Genomic DNA, 15,778 nt, shown 5'->3' on the forward strand with positions numbered 1-15,778 from the left:
CGCCGGTGAGTGATACGGGCTAGCGCCGAACGGGTCCGGCGGGTGTCTGTGCCGCGGGTTCGGGGTAGCCGCCGATCAGGTTCCACTCGTCCGGGGTCGCGACCATCGTCACCAGGATCGGTTCTCCGCCGGTGTCGAGTGAGAGGTCCTGTGGCGCACGCGGATTCTGCATCAGGGCGACGGTGTGCCCGCCGGCCGGGTCGTCGACGCCGGGTGCGGACACGATCATCCGCGTCGTATCCGGTTGTGGGGATGGAGGACTGACGCCGTCGACGATGACGAGCGCCGGTCCCGGGCGGGCCGGTGTGCGGTCGCCGGCCAGTGACAGTGCGCTCGGGTCGGCGACCGCGGTGACCAATGGCGTCCAGCGATGCGGGCGGTCGGTGTGGACCCGGACCGAGGCACCCACGGCGACCGCGCGCAGCGCCATCTGCGCGACGACGTGGATTCCGGCGGCAACGGAGACGGCGGCGATGCCGGGGCCGACGAGTCGGGTGGCGACGGCGCAGCCCGCGTGGTCGGCTCCGATGAGCTGACCGCATCCTCCGGCGGGGAGGCGAACCGATCCCAGGAAAGCCTGGGCCGCGTCGCCGGTGAGGGTCGGCAGGGCCCGGTCGAGGCGGGTGGGCGTCGCGATCGGAAGGCTGACCGCGAGGGCGTCGAACTGGCGTCCGTCGAGTGGTTGCAGACCGGCCGGCCACGACGGCACCGACCGGCGCGCATCCGGGAACTCGTTGAACCGGACGAACGCGGACACCTCGACCTCCCGTCGTCCATTGCGGTGGCGGCGGTCGGCGGCGATGTGCCGGAGTCGGATGGTGAGTGTCGTCGAGACGGCCGAGTTGACCCAGACGTCGCGGACGACGGCGGGCAGCGCTTCCGGATCGACTGCGGCACTGCGGATGCGGAGCCCCGACACCCCGACCGATTCCCACTCCTCGACCAGGGAGTCGATGCCGGCTCCCTCGGTCAGCTGGGTGGTGACGGAGGTGATCTGAGCGGCGGACAGGATGGTGGTGGTCAGTCCGTGCTCGGCAAGGCGTTTGGCGACGCGGCGCGTGGTGACCGTCGCGGTGCGCAGGGCACCGGTCGCGCCGCCGCCGCGCCGCGCCACGGCGTCGGGGCACTCGAGCGGGTCGAGCCGGAGCACGACGAACACCGAGCGCTGGGCGGTCGCCGACAGCGGTCCGAGGGTGCGGTCATAGGTCGCTGGTGCCACACCGGAACCCCACACGCGCACACCGTGACTGATGACCTCGATGGAACTGAGCGCGATGTCGTAGCGGTCGATGCATTCGGCGAGGACGTCGAGCGGAACCAGTTGGCCCGTCTCGTCGGCGAGCGTGCTGTTGCCGGGGGTCAGGTAGGTGACCCCGGGACCGCCGGGGTCGACCCGGACCACGGTGACCAGGGTGTCGCCCACCCAGCGGGCGCCGATGGTCGTGGGTGCCGACGAGCGGCGTGCTGATGGGCGAGTCGACGACCCGGACAGCGGGACGTCGAAGGGGGCCGGGTTGAGGTCGGCGGGGCTCCGGCGCATCCGCAACCAGGAGAACGACATCCGTGCGCCCACCCGCCCGAACAGAGACCGGCCGCCCACGCTGACCAGTCCGGCTGCGACCACCACGGCCACGATCAGGGCCGCCGAACCCCACACGCTGCCGGACAACGCCCACACGACGAGGCCGAGAGCCACGATCACCTCGATCACCAGGAGTGTGCGAAGCCCCGTCGCACGCGTGTTCCGATCCACGATCCCCCCTCGATCCCGGTGCCGCCCCGAATGCGGCGCCGCCCGTCGGTGTGTCCACAGGCGGCAGAGCCCCGCACGTGAGGGGCCTGATTGTCGGTTAGGCTACTACCGCGCGGCAGGGGGTATGCCGCGGGAGATCACAACCGGTCCACAGCGGCGCCCGTTCGCGGGTGGGTGGGATCGGTGCGGACAGGGGGAGTCGTGGCACGTCAGCTCACGACCAAGGCGCAGGTCAACGGCTATCGTTTCCTGATCAAGCGGCTCGAGCACGCGCTCGTGCGCCGTGATGTGCGAATGCTGCACGACCCGATGCGATCCCAGTTGCAGGCGTTGGTGGTCGGCACGATTCTGGGCCTGCTCGTTCTCGGCGGTTGCGGGGTGTACGGCCTCGTCCGGCCGCAGGGTTCGGTCGGGGACGCGACCATCATCGTCAGCAAGAACAGCGGAAGCACCCATGTCCTCGTCGAGGACACGCTGCACCCCGTGCTCAATCTCGCCTCGGCCCGGCTGATCACCGGGAGTTCCGAGAAGCCGACGTCGGTGGCGGACACCAAACTCAAGTCCTATCCGCGTGGCCCTCTGCTGGGTATCCCGGGTGCACCCGCGTCCCTGCCGGGTTCGGCGCACAAGGGCACCTCCATGTGGACGGTGTGCGATTCGTCGACCGTCGCGTCGGATTCGTCGAGCGAGTCGATCCGGCAGACGGTCATCGGCGAGAAGTCCGCGTTGGGTTCGTCGACCGTCGAGACCGTGCGCCCGGCCGACGCGGTGCTCGTCCGTGCCGGCGACGACACTTTCCTGGTCTATCAGTTGTTCCGGGACGGCGCATGGAGCCCGGTTCGCGCGGAGGTCGACACCGGCAGCGCCCCGGTCATGCGGGGTCTCGGACTCGACGGAGTGACGCCGCGGCGGATGACCCCCGGCCTGCTCAACAGCTTCCCGCTGGTCGATCCGCTGACGCTGCCCGCCATTCCGGGCGCCGGACAGCCGGGCGCGGTGGACTCGGCGACCGTCGGCTCGGTCGTGAAGTCGGTCGGCGTCGACGACGAGACGACCTTTCACGTCGTGCTCCGCGGCGGTGTCCAGGAGATCAGTGCCCCGACGGCCGAGATCCTGCGTCTGGCCGACCGCGACGGCGCCGCTCCCGTCAGAACGGTGGCGCCCGGCGAGCTCGCGACGCTGAAGGTGGTGGAGGAGTTGCCGATCGGCGACTTCCCGCAGGCCGACCCGTCGTTGCTCGGTCTCGCTGCCGATCCGACGCTGTGCCGCAGCTGGTCTCGTGAAACCGACGAGCCTCGGGCCGAGACCGCGTTGCTGGCCGGGCGTGCCCTTCCGCTCGCGTCCGATGCGGTGCCGGTCCGGCTCACCTCGGCCGACGGTGCCGGACCCGGTCTCGACGAGGTCTATCTGCCGCCTGGGTCGGGGGAGTATCTGCAGGTGACCGGTAACGAGGCCGACAGTGCCCGCACCGAATCGCTGTTCTACGTGAACGATTCGGGTGTACGGTTCGGGATTCCCGACCTCGAGACCGGCGGGATCCTCGGGCTCGGTGACTCGCCGGCGCGTGCACCGTGGTCGGTGGTGTCACTGCTCGCGCCCGGTCCGACGCTCTCCCGGGAGGCCGCGCTGGTCGCTCACGACGGATTGAAGACGGCCGAGATCGCGCCGGCCGGGGGATAGTCGACACGCCTGCGGTCGTGTCGCGGTGGTCGACGGCCGCGCTCACCTGCGCGGTTGTGTTGTCGCGGGAGGCCGTTCAGCGGTCTCTGGCCGGCGGTTGTCCGACCTCGGGCGGCACGGTCGGCATCACCAGAGTGGTGAGATCACCACGGTCCGCGGAACGGATGGTGGCGGGCTGAGTGTCGCCTCGGAAGTCGATGAGTACCTCGGCACCGATCGCGGAGCTGATCCCGGGATACAGTGTGATCATCTCGAACCAGATGTCGAGCGATGGACCCCACACCGTCGCCGGTATCCGAATGTCGTTTTCCGACTCCAGATCCCGCAGCGTCACCGTCGACTGCTCGACGACCATGCCGATCTGATCCGCGTTCCGTTCCTCGAGCGCGTTCAGGAACGCCGTGGTGGGTATCGCGGCGCGAGTCGTCACCGGCGGGAGCGCGTCCAGCATGGCGCGATGGTCGGGGAAGGGTTCGGCGAGCAAGCGGCAGGACCGGTCGCCACGGCCGGTGAGTCGCAGCCACATCTCGTTCTCGTTGGCCTCGATCTCGACTCGCGGGCTACGCCGGAGGTCGGCGAGGGCCCTGCGCAGATCGCCGCCGTCGACCGTTTCGGCCCAGGTCGTCGGTCGGGAACCGGTCGGTACGACGGTGCGGGTGGCCAGGCGGTAACGGTCGGTGGCGGTGACGGTCAGACCGTCCGGGCCGGCTTCGAAGCGCACCCCGCCGAGCACCGCGATGTCCGGGTCGGCGGTGGCCGCGGTGACGACCTGCCCGATCGCCGCTGCCAACACCGGACCGCTGAGTGCCGCGACCGGCTCGACGGACCGGGCGAGGAGGGTGTCCTTGATCTGGAGTGCTTGTCGCCGAGCAGCCGCGGCATCGTCGACGACGATGTCCACGTGTTCGTCCACGAGACGGATCGCTTCGACCGGGTCGGCGTCGAGTGCCTTGCCGACCGCCGCGAGCGACATACCGATCTCGCGTAACCGGCGAAGCAGGACCGCGCGGCGGAGCTGGTCTTCGCCGTAGAGCCGATACCCCGTGGTCGGTGTTATCTGAGCCGGTGGCAACAGCCCGGCGTCGTCGTAGAAACGGAGGGCGCTGGCGGTCAGCCCGCATCTCTGTGCGAATGAACCGATCGGCATCAACTCGGGATTGGTCACCGTCACATCATTCGGCTTCCAGCTACCTGAAGGTCAAGCACTGAGCCGGCGATCAGGTCAGGGGGCCGCCGACGATGTTGCCGACGATGCCGCGGATGATGTTGGTGCCGTCCTCGCTGCGCAGTTCGTCGTACCAGGCGGCGGTCTTCTCCGGGTCCTTGCCATGGGTGACGTCGCTGCGCTTGCGGGCGCGGAGCACCAGATCGCCGGCGCGTTCGGTGCGCGCAGCCTGGTAGGCGTCCAGGGCGGCGATCGGATCGTCGGGGTGGTCGCGGAAGGCGAACTGCAGTGCGACCGCGTCCTCCATCGCCGAACATCCGCCCTGTCCGATGTCGGGGGTGGTGTTGTGCGCGGCGTCGCCGAGCACGGCGACGCGTCCCTTGACCCAGATGTCGAACGGGTCGAGGTCGAGGATCTCGACGCGATTGGTGGTCGCGGGATCGAGTTCCGCGATGAGGGTCTGGACGCCGGGCGCCCAGTCGGCGAACTCCGCGGCGAGCACCTCGCGCGCGGTGCCGCGTTCGAACGGAACGCCCTCGGGCATCGGGACGTCGAAGAAGAAGTAGAAGCGGTTGCCCGCCACCGGCATCACCGACACACGCCGTGAATCACCCACGTAGGTGGTCCATTCGGTGGCCGGGCCGATCTTCTCGTCGACCTCGACGAGTCCGTTGAAGTTGACGTACCCCGCGTAACGGCGCGCAACCGGGCCGCCCAGGACGTATTCGCGGGCCAGTGACCTCGCGCCGTCGGCGCCGATCACGATGTCGCCGGAATCGGTGGTCCCGTCGGCGAATTCGACGGTGGCACGATTCTCGTCGCTGCGGACCGCCACCATCTCCTTGCCGAAGTGGATGTCGTCGAAACCGTACGCGTCCATCAACATCTGCTGCAGTTCGGCCCGCGCGATCGGGTACGGACGCTGACCCACCTCGTCGATGAGTGGCTGCATGCTGAAGCGGCACATGGTGTCACCGGTGAAGCCGTCGACGTAGCTCATCGAGTCGAGGATCCCGCCGATCTCGGCAGTCTCCTTCTCCAGCCCGAGGTGGTTGAGGCACTTGACGCCGTTGGACCACACCGAGATCGCGGCACCGACGGGCTTGTTCTCGGTGACCTGCTCGTAGACCTCGACCTCGAATCCCAGCTGTTCGAGAGCGATGGCCGCCGACATACCGCCCATACCTGCGCCGACGATCACTGCCTTCACGCTCACCACCGCTTTCTCCGATGTCACCCGCCGGCCGCTTCTCACCGACACGACACAAGGCTAAGACGCGACCGACGCTGGTGCGCGACCAAACATCTCGTCCGGCCTACGAGAGGACAGCAGGGGGAGGGGAGTCACTGCGAACGGCGGGAGGCCACGAGGGCGGTGACCATCTCCTGCCACTGTGTGGTGATGGTCTCGAGATCGAGGCCGACCTCGACCATCAGATACCGGACCGATCCGGCGGCGAGCGGTGCCTGCACGGCCAGCGACATGAAGTCGAGCTCGTCCGCGAAACCCAACTGCCGCAGCAAGATCTGTACGTGCTGGGTCGACGCGCGACCCACCGGGTGGGTCATGAAGTCGTCCGCGGCCGCCCCGGCCTCCAGCAGGATGTCGAGGTGGTCGCAGGTGAGTTTGAGTCGGGCGCGGCCGTAGGCCAGCAACCGGTCGAGCGGGGGTGCGCCGGGACCCAGGGGTTCGGGTCCGGACAGGTAGGCCTGCTGCATCTCGGATTCGGAATGGTCGAGCAGTGCGAGCATCAATCCGGTGCGGTTGCCGAAGCGTCGGAACACCGTGCCCTTGCCCACACCTGCCTCGCGGGCGACCGCTTCCATGGTGACCGCCGCCGCGCCGTGGTGATCGATCAGGTTTTTGGCGGCAGCCAGCAACAGACGCCGATTTCGCGCGGCGTCGGCACGTTCGGTCCCCGAGGTGTTGAAGGAGATATGGAGCGGGGAGTGGTCTGGCCCGTTCGGCACGTGATGAGGGTAACTCTTTACCTCGGCCAGGAATCAATCGGACCCGGGTCCGGTTACTTGATGCGTATTCACGGTCCCCTCCGGGCCGATGCCCTCGTCGAAAGGAATGACATGTCGGATCGAACTGTCGAACTGGTTGCGCTCGTCGGAAGCCTTCGTGCTGCCTCCGTCAACCGGCAGCTGGCCCAGGTCGCTGCCGACAATGCTCCCGCCGGGGTCGACATCACGGTCGTCGACGATCTCGGTTCGCTGCCGTTCTACAGCGAGGACATCGACGTCGAGGGCGCCCTCCACGACGGTGTGGTCGCCCTCCGTGAGTCCGTGGCGAAGGCGGACGGAGTGCTCATCGCCACCCCCGAGTACAACGGCACCATTCCGGCCGCGCTCAAGAACGCCATCGACTGGCTGTCGCGTCCCTACGGCGCCGGGGCTCTGGGCGGCAAGCCGGTGGCGGTGCTGAGTGCGGGCCTCGGCCAGTACGGCGGACAGTGGACCCGTGAGGACACCCGCAAGTCGGTCGGCATCGCCGGCGCTCGCGCGATCGAGGAGGCCGACCTCGGTCTGCAGATCCCCGCGCTCCCCGAGGGCGGCCTCACCGATCCCACGATCGTGGCGAAGGTCGTCGCGTCGGTCACCCGCCTCGTCGACGAGGTCGCCGTCAGCGCCTGACCTGTTCTCTGGTTTCTTCGACGCCGCACCGGGCCACGCCCGGTGCGGCGTCGTCTTGTCGGCGAGCTGGGGATTGTGGACATCCGGTGCACATGTTGTGGAGCAGTCCTGGACAACCTGTGAGCGACACGCCGTACGGGCCCGTGACACGCCGGAATTTCGAATCCTGCACCCCTCCGACCTGCATGTCTTCCACCGATGTTATTCACAACCCCTTGTGGTGAACAGAAATGTCAGCCACTAGGTGTAGTGTTTGCGGTACCAGTCAGGCGGACAAGAGGAAGTGGATCTACTCCTCCGGAAACGCCAGGAAGACGGTGACGTAGATCACCATCTTCACGCTGGGAAACTGCACGTCACTGGCGATTCCAACGACCGAGGAGAACCTCTCGATGTCTTCCATCACCGTCTACACGAAGCCGGCATGTGTCCAGTGCAACGCCACCTACAAGGCCCTGGACAAGCAGGGTCTGTCCTATGAGGTCGTCGACATCAGTCAGGACCCGGAGGCCCGCGACTATGTGATGGCGCTCGGTTACCTCCAGGCCCCGGTCGTCGTCGCCGGCGACGAGCACTGGTCGGGCTTCCGTCCCGACCGCATCAAAGCGCTCGCCACTGCTGCTGCCTGATCTCCGCAGTCTGCTGTCACCGTCGACCGGGGTGCGGGTGCGATCCGAAGGGGTAGCCGGATCCGCCGCGTCGGGATGTGACAGTCGAGAGTGACTCCGGTCTCGGATCGGGAAATGGTCACGAGGGTTCCGGTGTTGGAATCAGAAGGCGTCGGTGATCGGCGCCGTCGATCAGAACGCAAACGAACAGACGTTCCACACGGTCATCGTCAGCAGGGTTGGAGGGAGACATGTCGGCCACGTCGCCGTTGATCGTCTACTTCTCCTCGGTCTCCGAGAACACCCACCGATTCGTCGAGAAGCTGGATATGCGCTCGGTGCGTATCCCGCTGACCGGAGCAGCCGGTGAATTCCGTGTCGACGAGCCCTACGTGCTGATCTGCCCGACCTACGGGGGAGGCAAGGCGACGGGCAAGCCCGGCGGTTTCGTCCCCAAGCAGGTCATCCGCTTTCTCAACGACGAACACAACCGATCCCTCATCACGGGGGTGATCGCGGCCGGCAACACGAACTTCGGTGAGGAGTTCTGCTACGCCGGCGACATCATCTCGCGCAAATGTCGCGTGCCCTACCTGTACCGATTCGAATTGATGGGCACCACCGACGACGTCGACCGCGTGCGTACGGGACTGGCCGACTTCGCCCAGGGTCCCGCGTTCGCGGCAACCGGTTCCCTCCACGCCGCACCCGCCTGACAGTCGGCCGGGCGCGCCGCCACCGGACTGTCACACCCCGCCCATACTCTGCCCATGAGGCACTTGGTAAGCCACCACTATCCGCAGGAGTCATCTGTCGTGTCGCCCACCGCCGCCGTCTCGGACACCTCTTCAGCAAGTAAGTCGGGCGTGCATGCCGGCCCGTCGGGTCATGAGCCCGGCGAGCTGGACTTCCACGCGCTCAACGCGATGCTCAACCTGTACGACGCCGACGGCAAGATCCAGTTCGACAAGGATCGTGAGGCCGCGCGCCAGTACTTCCTGCAGCACGTCAACCAGAACACCGTGTTCTTCCACGACCTCGACGAGAAGCTCGACTACCTCGTCGAGGAGAACTACTACGAGCCCGAGGTCCTCGCCAAGTACGACCGCGAGTTCGTGAAGGGCCTGTTCAAGCACGCCTACGACAAGAAGTTCCGGTTCCCGACGTTCCTCGGGGCGTTCAAGTACTACACGAGCTACACGCTCAAGACCTTCGACGGCAAGCGCTACCTGGAGCGCTTCGAGGATCGTGTCTGCATGGTGGCGCTGACGCTGGCCGACGGCGACAAGGCACTGGCCCGTGACCTGGTCGACGAGATCATCTCCGGTCGCTTCCAGCCGGCCACGCCGACCTTCCTCAACTCGGGCAAGAAGCAGCGCGGCGAGCCGGTCTCGTGCTTCCTGCTCCGCATCGAGGACAACATGGAGTCGATCGGCCGCTCGATCAACTCGGCCCTGCAGCTGTCCAAGCGCGGTGGCGGAGTTGCGCTGCTGCTCTCCAACATTCGTGAGCACGGCGCTCCGATCAAGAAGATCGAGAACCAGAGCTCGGGTGTCATCCCGATCATGAAGCTGCTCGAGGACTCCTTCTCCTACGCCAACCAGCTCGGTGCGCGTCAGGGCGCGGGTGCGGTCTACCTGCACGCCCACCACCCCGACATCTACCGCTTCCTCGACACCAAACGCGAGAACGCGGACGAGAAGATCCGCATCAAGACGCTGTCGCTCGGCGTGGTCATCCCGGACATCACGTTCCAGCTGGCCAAGGCCAACGACGACATGTACCTGTTCAGCCCGTACGACGTCGAACGCGTCTACGGCGTGCCGTTCGCCGACATCAACGTCACCGACCGCTACCACGAGATGGTCGAGGATCGTCGTATCCGCAAGACCAAGATCAAGGCCCGCGAGTTCTTCCAGACCCTCGCCGAGCTGCAGTTCGAGTCGGGCTACCCCTACATCATGTTCGAGGACACGGTGAACCGGTCGAACCCCATCGACGGCAAGATCACCCACTCCAACCTGTGTTCGGAGATCCTGCAGGTCTCGACGGCGTCGACCTTCAACGACGATCTGTCGTACTCCCATGTGGGCAAGGACATCTCGTGCAACCTGGGGTCGCTCAACATCGCCAAGACGATGGACTCGCCGGACATCGGCCAGACCATCGAGACCGCGATCCGCGGACTCACCGCGGTGAGCGATCAGACCTCGATCACCTCGGTGCCCTCGATCGAGCACGGCAACAACAACTCTCACGCCATCGGTCTCGGCCAGATGAACCTGCACGGCTACCTGGCCCGCGAGCGCATCTTCTACGGCAGCGAAGAGGGCATCGACTTCACGAACATCTACTTCTACACGGTGCTCTTCCACGCACTGCGCGCGTCGAACCGGATCGCCCGCGAGCGCGGCCAGGCGTTCACCGGCTTCGAGAAGTCGAAGTACGCGTCGGGTGAGTTCTTCGACAAGTACACCAACAAGGCATGGGAGCCGGAGACCCAGAAGGTGCGGGACATCTTCGGGCAGGCGGGCATCCACATCCCGACCCAGGACGACTGGCGCGAGCTGAAGGAAGCCGTGCAGCGCGACGGCATCTACAACCAGAACCTGCAGGCGGTTCCGCCGACCGGTTCGATCAGCTACATCAACCACTCGACCAGCTCGATCCACCCGGTCGCGGCGAAGATCGAGATCCGCAAGGAAGGCAAGATCGGTCGCGTCTACTACCCGGCGCCGTACATGACCAACGACAACCTGGAGTACTACCAGGACGCGTACGAGATCGGGTACGAGAAGATCATCGACACCTACGCGGCGGCGACCCAGCACGTCGACCAGGGCCTGAGCCTGACCCTGTTCTTCAAGGACACCGCCACCACGCGCGACGTCAACAGGGCGCAGATCTACGCATGGCGCAAGGGGATCAAGACGCTGTACTACATCCGTCTGCGCCAGATCGCCCTTGAGGGGACCGAGGTGGAGGGCTGCGTGTCATGCATGCTGTGACCCCCTGCTCCGCAATGCCTTTCAGCAATCCCGGCCCCCACACGACCCGTTAGACGAGGAACAGTCACATGACCTCCACCGAAAGCCACAGCCCCGCCGACGGCGCACCCATCAAGCTGGTCAGCCGGGTCTCGGCGATCAACTGGAACCGCGTCCCCGACGACAAGGACGCCGAGGTGTGGGATCGCCTCACCGGCAACTTCTGGCTACCGGAGAAGGTGCCGGTGTCCAATGACATCCCGTCGTGGGGCATGCTGACCGAGTACGAGAAGCAGCTCACCATGCGGGTCTTCACCGGCCTGACGCTGCTCGACACCATCCAGGGCACCGTCGGCGCGGTGTCGCTGATCCCGGACGCCACCACTCCGCACGAGGAGGCGGTGCTCACCAACATCGCGTTCATGGAGTCGGTGCACGCCAAGTCCTACAGCTCGATCTTCTCGACCCTGTGCTCCACCAAGGAGATCGACGAGGCCTTCCGCTGGTCGGAGGAGAACGAGCAGCTGCAGCGCAAGGCGCGCATCGTCATGGACTACTACCGTGGCGAGGACCCGCTCAAGCGCAAGGTCGCCTCGACACTGCTCGAGTCGTTCCTGTTCTACTCGGGCTTCTACCTGCCGATGTACTGGTCGAGCCGCGCCAAGCTCACCAACACCGCCGACCTGATCCGCCTCATCATCCGCGACGAGGCCGTTCACGGTTACTACATCGGCTACAAGTACCAGCGCGGTCTGGAGACGCAGTCGCCGGAGCGTCGTCAGGAACTCAAAGACTACACCTTCGAGTTGCTGTTCGAGCTGTACGACAACGAGAGCGACTACACCGAGTCGCTCTATGACGAGGTCGGGCTCACCGAGGACGTCAAGAAGTTCCTGCGCTACAACGCCAACAAGGCGCTGATGAACCTCGGCTACGAGGCGATGTTCCCGAAGGACGAGACCGATGTGAACCCGGCGATCCTGTCGGCGCTGTCGCCGAACGCCGACGAGAACCACGACTTCTTCTCGGGGTCGGGTAGCTCGTACGTCATCGGCAAGGCCGTCAACACCGAAGACGAGGACTGGGACTTCTAAGATCCCGCCCGATATATAGCCCGGAGCCGCGCTCAACGCGGGTTCGGGCTATAAATCTGTGGCGGTCAGGCGGTCGTAGAGATCGCCGAGTTCGTCGATCGCCTCGGCGATGTCGGCCGGCGCCACCCCGGTGGCACGCAGCGCGGCGCGCAGATCCGCGCCGTCGAGCGCGGTGAGGGGATTCATCCGCGGGACCGAGGGCAGCGGCGGCCGCGTCGACGCGGTGCCGTAGAAGTCGTCGGGCCGCAGCGTTCCCGACGATGAGTCGTCGTCGGCGACGGGGGAGGGCGCGGGGCGCGAGTCGATCTCGGCGAGCAGGTCGCGCAGGTCGGTACCCATCACGGTCAGCAGCGTCAGCGGCGACCGATCGATCTCGGCGGCGATCTCATAACTGGTCACCAGGGCGTGGACGCACCTCGGTGCCTCGTCCGGACAGGTGCAGTCGGTCGCGACGTCCGCCGATTCGGTGGGGACGAGCAGCTCACCGAGGATCGGTGGCTGCTCACCGCGGGTGAGTCGCATGAGTTCTTCGACGCCGCCGCGGTCACGGAGCAGACCGGCGAGAGTCGGGGTGTCGACGGTCCGGGTGGTGATGATGACGTCGAACGGTTCGAGTTGGGTGCCCTCCACCGAAGCCGTCACCTGGCCTGCCCCGATCCGCAGACCACGCACATGCCGGTCGCGGAAGTACCTGCGCGCCTTGGTGACATGTCGGCTGTCGGCGACCGCCTCACCGTCGGCGCCACGGCCCTCGACCACGTCGACGAACGCCCGCGACCACGGGGTGAGACCGTACCCGCGGACCGCGATGGTGCCCCGTTCGCCTTTACGCTGGGTACCCTTCTTGCGCACGGTCATTCGCTCACCGCCTCATCGCGGAGCCGGAACAGTTCGAAGAGTTCGTCATCGGCGAGGTCGGACACCCAGTTCTCGCCGGCCGCGACGGTCAGCCGGGACAGTTCGCGCTTCTTGGCGATCATGTCGTCGATCCGTTCCTCGATGGTGCCGACGCAGACGAAGCGGTGCACCGACACCTTCTGGTTCTGGCCGATGCGGTACGCGCGGTCGGTGGCCTGATCCTCGACCGCGGGATTCCACCAGCGGTCCACGTGGATGACGTGGTTGGCAGCGGTCAGGTTGAGGCCGGTGCCGCCGGCCTTGAGGGTCGCAAGCATCACCGGGGGACCGTCGTCGGACTGGAAGTCGGCGACCAGACGATCGCGTTCGGTGCGACCGAGACCACCGTGCAGCAGCGGGATCTCGGTGCCGAACTGTTCGCCGAGCCAGCCCGACAGCATCTCGCCGAATGCCGCGAACTGGGTGAAGACGAGTGCGCGGTCGCCCTCGTCGGCGACGGTGGAGACGATGTCGGCCAGCAATTCGACCTTGCCCGAGCGGTGTTCGCCGTCGCGGACGAGGTCGGTGCCGTCGGCGAGGTAGTGCGCAGGGTGGTTGCACACCTGCTTGAGCCGGGTGAGGGCGGCGAGCACGTTGCGACGACGCAGGGTTCGCTGTTGTTTGTCGCGCAGTGCCGCCATGAGTTCGTCGATGACGGCACGGTAGAGCGCGGCCTGTTCGACGGTGAGGTTGGCGCGCACCGCGAACTCCGCCTTCTCCGGCAGGTCGGCGGCGATGGCCGGATCGGTTTTCTCGCGCCGCAGGATGAACGGCCGCGTGATGGCGGACAGGCGTCGGAGGGCGCCGGGGTCGCGGTCCCGCTCGATGGGTTCGGCGTAACGGGCCCGGAACACCGACGCGGACCCCAGGAGGCCGGGGTTCACCAGGTCGATCACCGCGCGCAGATCCTCGAGTCGGTTCTCCACGGGAGTGCCGGTCAGCGCGAGGCGACGGTCGGCCGGGATCGTCCGTATCGCCTTGGCGGCGATGGTGTTCACGTTCTTGAGGTGCTGGGCCTCGTCGACGACGATGCGGTGCCACGGATGTGCGGAGAGCAGTTCGAGGTCGCGGCCCGCGATCGCGAACGTCGTGATGACCACGTCGACGGAGTCGCGGATGGCGGTGAAGGTGGCGCCGGCCGCCCGTGAAGGACCGTGATGGATGGCCACCCGAAGGGTCGGCGCGAAGCGCGCGAACTCACGAGACCAGTTGCCGACCAATGACATCGGACAGACCACGAGGGTCGGCCCGGGTGTCTCGGCGTCGTCGGCGACGACGCTGCGTTCGTGACACTCGAGTGCGATCACCTGCAGGGTCTTGCCCAGACCCATGTCGTCGGCGAGCACACCTCCGACACCGAGGTTCGACAGATGGGCCAACCAGTCCAGGCCGCGCTGCTGGTAGGGACGCAGGATCGCTTCCAGATCGGCCGGGGGCGTGACGGGTTCGGGTCGGATGGCACCGCCCTCGGCGACATCGTCGAGCCACGAGAGTCCTTCGACCCGGGTGACGGGCACCGGAAGTCTGTCGGACTCGCCGGTCACGAGTCCGAACAGTTCGCCGAAGTCGGCAGGTGGCGCAGATGCGGCGAGCGCACGCTGGGTCGCGACGAAGGCGGCGGCACGCGTCAAAGCCGAACCCTCCGCGCGGACCCACACGCCGCGGACCCGCACCAGATCACCCTTCTGGCCGGACAAGTCGTCGAGATCCGCATCGGTCAGGGTGATGGCATCGGGCGAATCTCCCAGTGCCAGTCGCCATTCGAATTCGCGGATCTCGCGGAGTCCGACCATCGCCGCCGGTGCGCCGCCGCCGGGCGGCGCCAGTGCACGCAGCGTGAGGCTCGGCCGGACCTCGGCGATGGTGCGGGGAAGCAGCACCGGTATCCCGGCGGCGCCCAGGGCTGCAGCGCCGGTGGCGAACAGTTCGGCGGCGACGTCGGTGGGCAACAGGAAGTCGAGGGAGCCGCGGTCCGGGTCGGCTCGATCGAGTTCGGGGAACTCCCTTACCGCGGCGGCCAGTGCCGTGGTCAGCTCGTCGAGTTCGTGGGCGTCCAGGCGATGGGGTGCGACCGGCTCGATCTGACCGTCGATGCTGCGGCGGCAGACCTCCAGCCGCCATCGTGAGGCGTCGGCGACCTCGTCGCGGGTCGGCAGGTCGAACGTCTCGTCGTCCCACGCATCGTCCCAGTGACTGTCGGCGAGGTCGTCGTACTCGGGCTCGTGGAGACGGAAGATGAGTGACTGGTCGTCCCGTGGCACGCCGGCATCCCATCGGGACCAGCTCCCGGCGGCGGCCGAGAGTCGTTCGGGGGAGCAGGGCGGACCGACGTCGGTCCCGGGTAGGAGTGCACGGACGACCGGCGACGCCGGACGTGGTTCACCGAGCCGGGGGATCGAGCGGACGATCGTGGTGCGGCACTCGTGATCGACGAGCTCGGCGAGGAAATCGTCGAGTGCGGCGTGGGAGCCGTTGTGCAGCAGTGCATCCGGCGCGCTACTGAGCACGACGGCGTGCCAGCTGCGCCACGTCGGCGTCGGGATGGCGACCCAGCGGAGCAACCATTCTCCAGCGACCTGCTCGGCCGACGGCGCGACGGCACCGGCGGTGACGAAGGCGCGCACGCCGTCCAAGAGGTATCGGTACCACCGGACGTCGCCCGGGACCGTCACCGACCTCGACGCATCGAGCAGGGACACCGCCGAGGTCAGACCCAGTGTCGCCGCCCGGACGAATCGTCGCCGGTTGCCGTCGTCGACGATCGGGATCTCGCTGCGGAACCGGCGACCGGACACGGCGTCGCGAAGCGGCTCGGGAAGGTCGGCCGGTTCGCCATCGATCCACACGGCCATACCGACACCGGGCCGCCACAGGACGTGGAGGGGTGCGAGGGTATGGGACGACGGGGCGGAGTCCGGTGGAGTCGGCCCACTGAGCTGGGGTTCTGATGGCAT

The 15,778-nt window shown here is 67.1% G+C and carries 12 protein-coding genes; 6 read left to right on the top strand and 6 right to left on the bottom strand.

The genetic code is table 11. The annotated features are described in order from the left end of the window. Positions 1–19: 19 nt before the first annotated feature. Positions 20–1,753 carry a type VII secretion protein EccE gene (eccE, locus tag GOAMI_RS08270; RefSeq protein ID WP_006436016.1) on the bottom strand — a complete coding sequence of 578 codons (1,734 nt, stop codon included), beginning with the start codon at positions 1,751–1,753 and terminating at the stop codon, positions 20–22. 201 nt (positions 1,754–1,954) lie between these two features. Here eccE and eccB point away from each other — a divergent pair, with 201 nt between their 5' ends. Beyond that, positions 1,955–3,433, top strand: a complete 1,479-nt coding sequence (eccB, locus tag GOAMI_RS08275) for a type VII secretion protein EccB (RefSeq protein ID WP_006436017.1) — start codon at positions 1,955–1,957, stop codon at positions 3,431–3,433. Positions 3,434–3,509: 76 nt separating this feature from the next. Here the strand turns inward: eccB and GOAMI_RS08280 are convergent, their stop codons facing one another. From GOAMI_RS08280 to GOAMI_RS08290, 3 genes are all read right to left on the bottom strand, one after another. Beyond that, a complete protein-coding gene (locus GOAMI_RS08280; RefSeq protein ID WP_040004684.1) occupies positions 3,510–4,598 on the bottom strand; it encodes a DNA polymerase III subunit beta family protein in 1,089 nt (362 codons plus the stop codon). A gap of 52 nt (positions 4,599–4,650) precedes the next feature. Next, on the bottom strand, positions 4,651–5,808 hold the full coding sequence (hpxO, locus tag GOAMI_RS08285) for an FAD-dependent urate hydroxylase HpxO (RefSeq protein WP_040004685.1): 1,158 nt from the start codon (positions 5,806–5,808) through the stop codon (positions 4,651–4,653). Between the two features lie 134 nt (positions 5,809–5,942). Then, positions 5,943–6,569 (bottom strand): TetR/AcrR family transcriptional regulator, encoded by a 627-nt coding sequence (locus GOAMI_RS08290; protein WP_006436020.1) that lies wholly within the window; start codon positions 6,567–6,569, stop codon positions 5,943–5,945. A 111-nt stretch (positions 6,570–6,680) separates the two neighbouring features. Here GOAMI_RS08290 and GOAMI_RS08295 point away from each other — a divergent pair, with 111 nt between their 5' ends. From GOAMI_RS08295 to nrdF, 5 genes are all read left to right on the top strand, one after another. After that, on the top strand, positions 6,681–7,238 hold the full coding sequence (locus tag GOAMI_RS08295; protein ID WP_006436021.1) for an NAD(P)H-dependent oxidoreductase: 558 nt from the start codon (positions 6,681–6,683) through the stop codon (positions 7,236–7,238). A 392-nt stretch (positions 7,239–7,630) separates the two neighbouring features. Continuing rightward, entirely contained in the window at positions 7,631–7,867 is a 237-nt protein-coding gene (locus tag GOAMI_RS08300) for a redoxin NrdH (protein WP_006436022.1), read from the top strand. A 230-nt stretch (positions 7,868–8,097) separates the two neighbouring features. Next, positions 8,098–8,562 (top strand): class Ib ribonucleoside-diphosphate reductase assembly flavoprotein NrdI, encoded by a 465-nt coding sequence (gene nrdI, locus GOAMI_RS08305; protein WP_006436023.1) that lies wholly within the window; start codon positions 8,098–8,100, stop codon positions 8,560–8,562. A 99-nt stretch (positions 8,563–8,661) separates the two neighbouring features. After that, complete coding sequence (gene nrdE, locus GOAMI_RS08310; RefSeq protein ID WP_006436024.1) at positions 8,662–10,854, top strand: class 1b ribonucleoside-diphosphate reductase subunit alpha; 2,193 nt, start codon at positions 8,662–8,664, stop codon at positions 10,852–10,854. A gap of 68 nt (positions 10,855–10,922) precedes the next feature. Then, positions 10,923–11,927 carry a class 1b ribonucleoside-diphosphate reductase subunit beta gene (gene nrdF, locus GOAMI_RS08315; RefSeq protein ID WP_006436025.1) on the top strand — a complete coding sequence of 335 codons (1,005 nt, stop codon included), beginning with the start codon at positions 10,923–10,925 and terminating at the stop codon, positions 11,925–11,927. Positions 11,928–11,975: 48 nt separating this feature from the next. Here nrdF and GOAMI_RS08320 read toward each other — a convergent pair whose 3' ends face one another. Beyond that, complete coding sequence (locus tag GOAMI_RS08320; protein ID WP_006436026.1) at positions 11,976–12,785, bottom strand: SWIM zinc finger family protein; 810 nt, start codon at positions 12,783–12,785, stop codon at positions 11,976–11,978. Beyond that, positions 12,782–15,778: a DEAD/DEAH box helicase gene (locus GOAMI_RS08325; protein ID WP_006436027.1), complete on the bottom strand. Its 2,997-nt coding sequence runs from the start codon at positions 15,776–15,778 to the stop codon at positions 12,782–12,784. Before GOAMI_RS08325 ends, GOAMI_RS08320 begins: the two co-directional genes overlap by 4 nt.

It is taken from the genome of Gordonia amicalis NBRC 100051 = JCM 11271, from assembly GCF_000332995.1.
Lineage (GTDB): Bacteria > Actinomycetota > Actinomycetes > Mycobacteriales > Mycobacteriaceae > Gordonia > Gordonia amicalis.

What these genes read in the sequence shown, in the direction of transcription:
- GOAMI_RS08325 (WP_006436027.1), bottom strand. Translation starts at nt 15,778, where the DNA reads ATGCCATCAGAACCCCAGCTCAGTGGGCCGACTCCACCGGACTCCGCC.
- GOAMI_RS08320 (WP_006436026.1), bottom strand. Translation starts at nt 12,785, where the DNA reads ATGACCGTGCGCAAGAAGGGTACCCAGCGTAAAGGCGAACGGGGCACC.
- nrdI (WP_006436023.1), top strand. Translation starts at nt 8,098, where the DNA reads ATGTCGGCCACGTCGCCGTTGATCGTCTACTTCTCCTCGGTCTCCGAG.
- GOAMI_RS08300 (WP_006436022.1), top strand. Translation starts at nt 7,631, where the DNA reads ATGTCTTCCATCACCGTCTACACGAAGCCGGCATGTGTCCAGTGCAAC.
- GOAMI_RS08295 (WP_006436021.1), top strand. Translation starts at nt 6,681, where the DNA reads ATGTCGGATCGAACTGTCGAACTGGTTGCGCTCGTCGGAAGCCTTCGT.
- nrdF (WP_006436025.1), top strand. Translation starts at nt 10,923, where the DNA reads ATGACCTCCACCGAAAGCCACAGCCCCGCCGACGGCGCACCCATCAAG.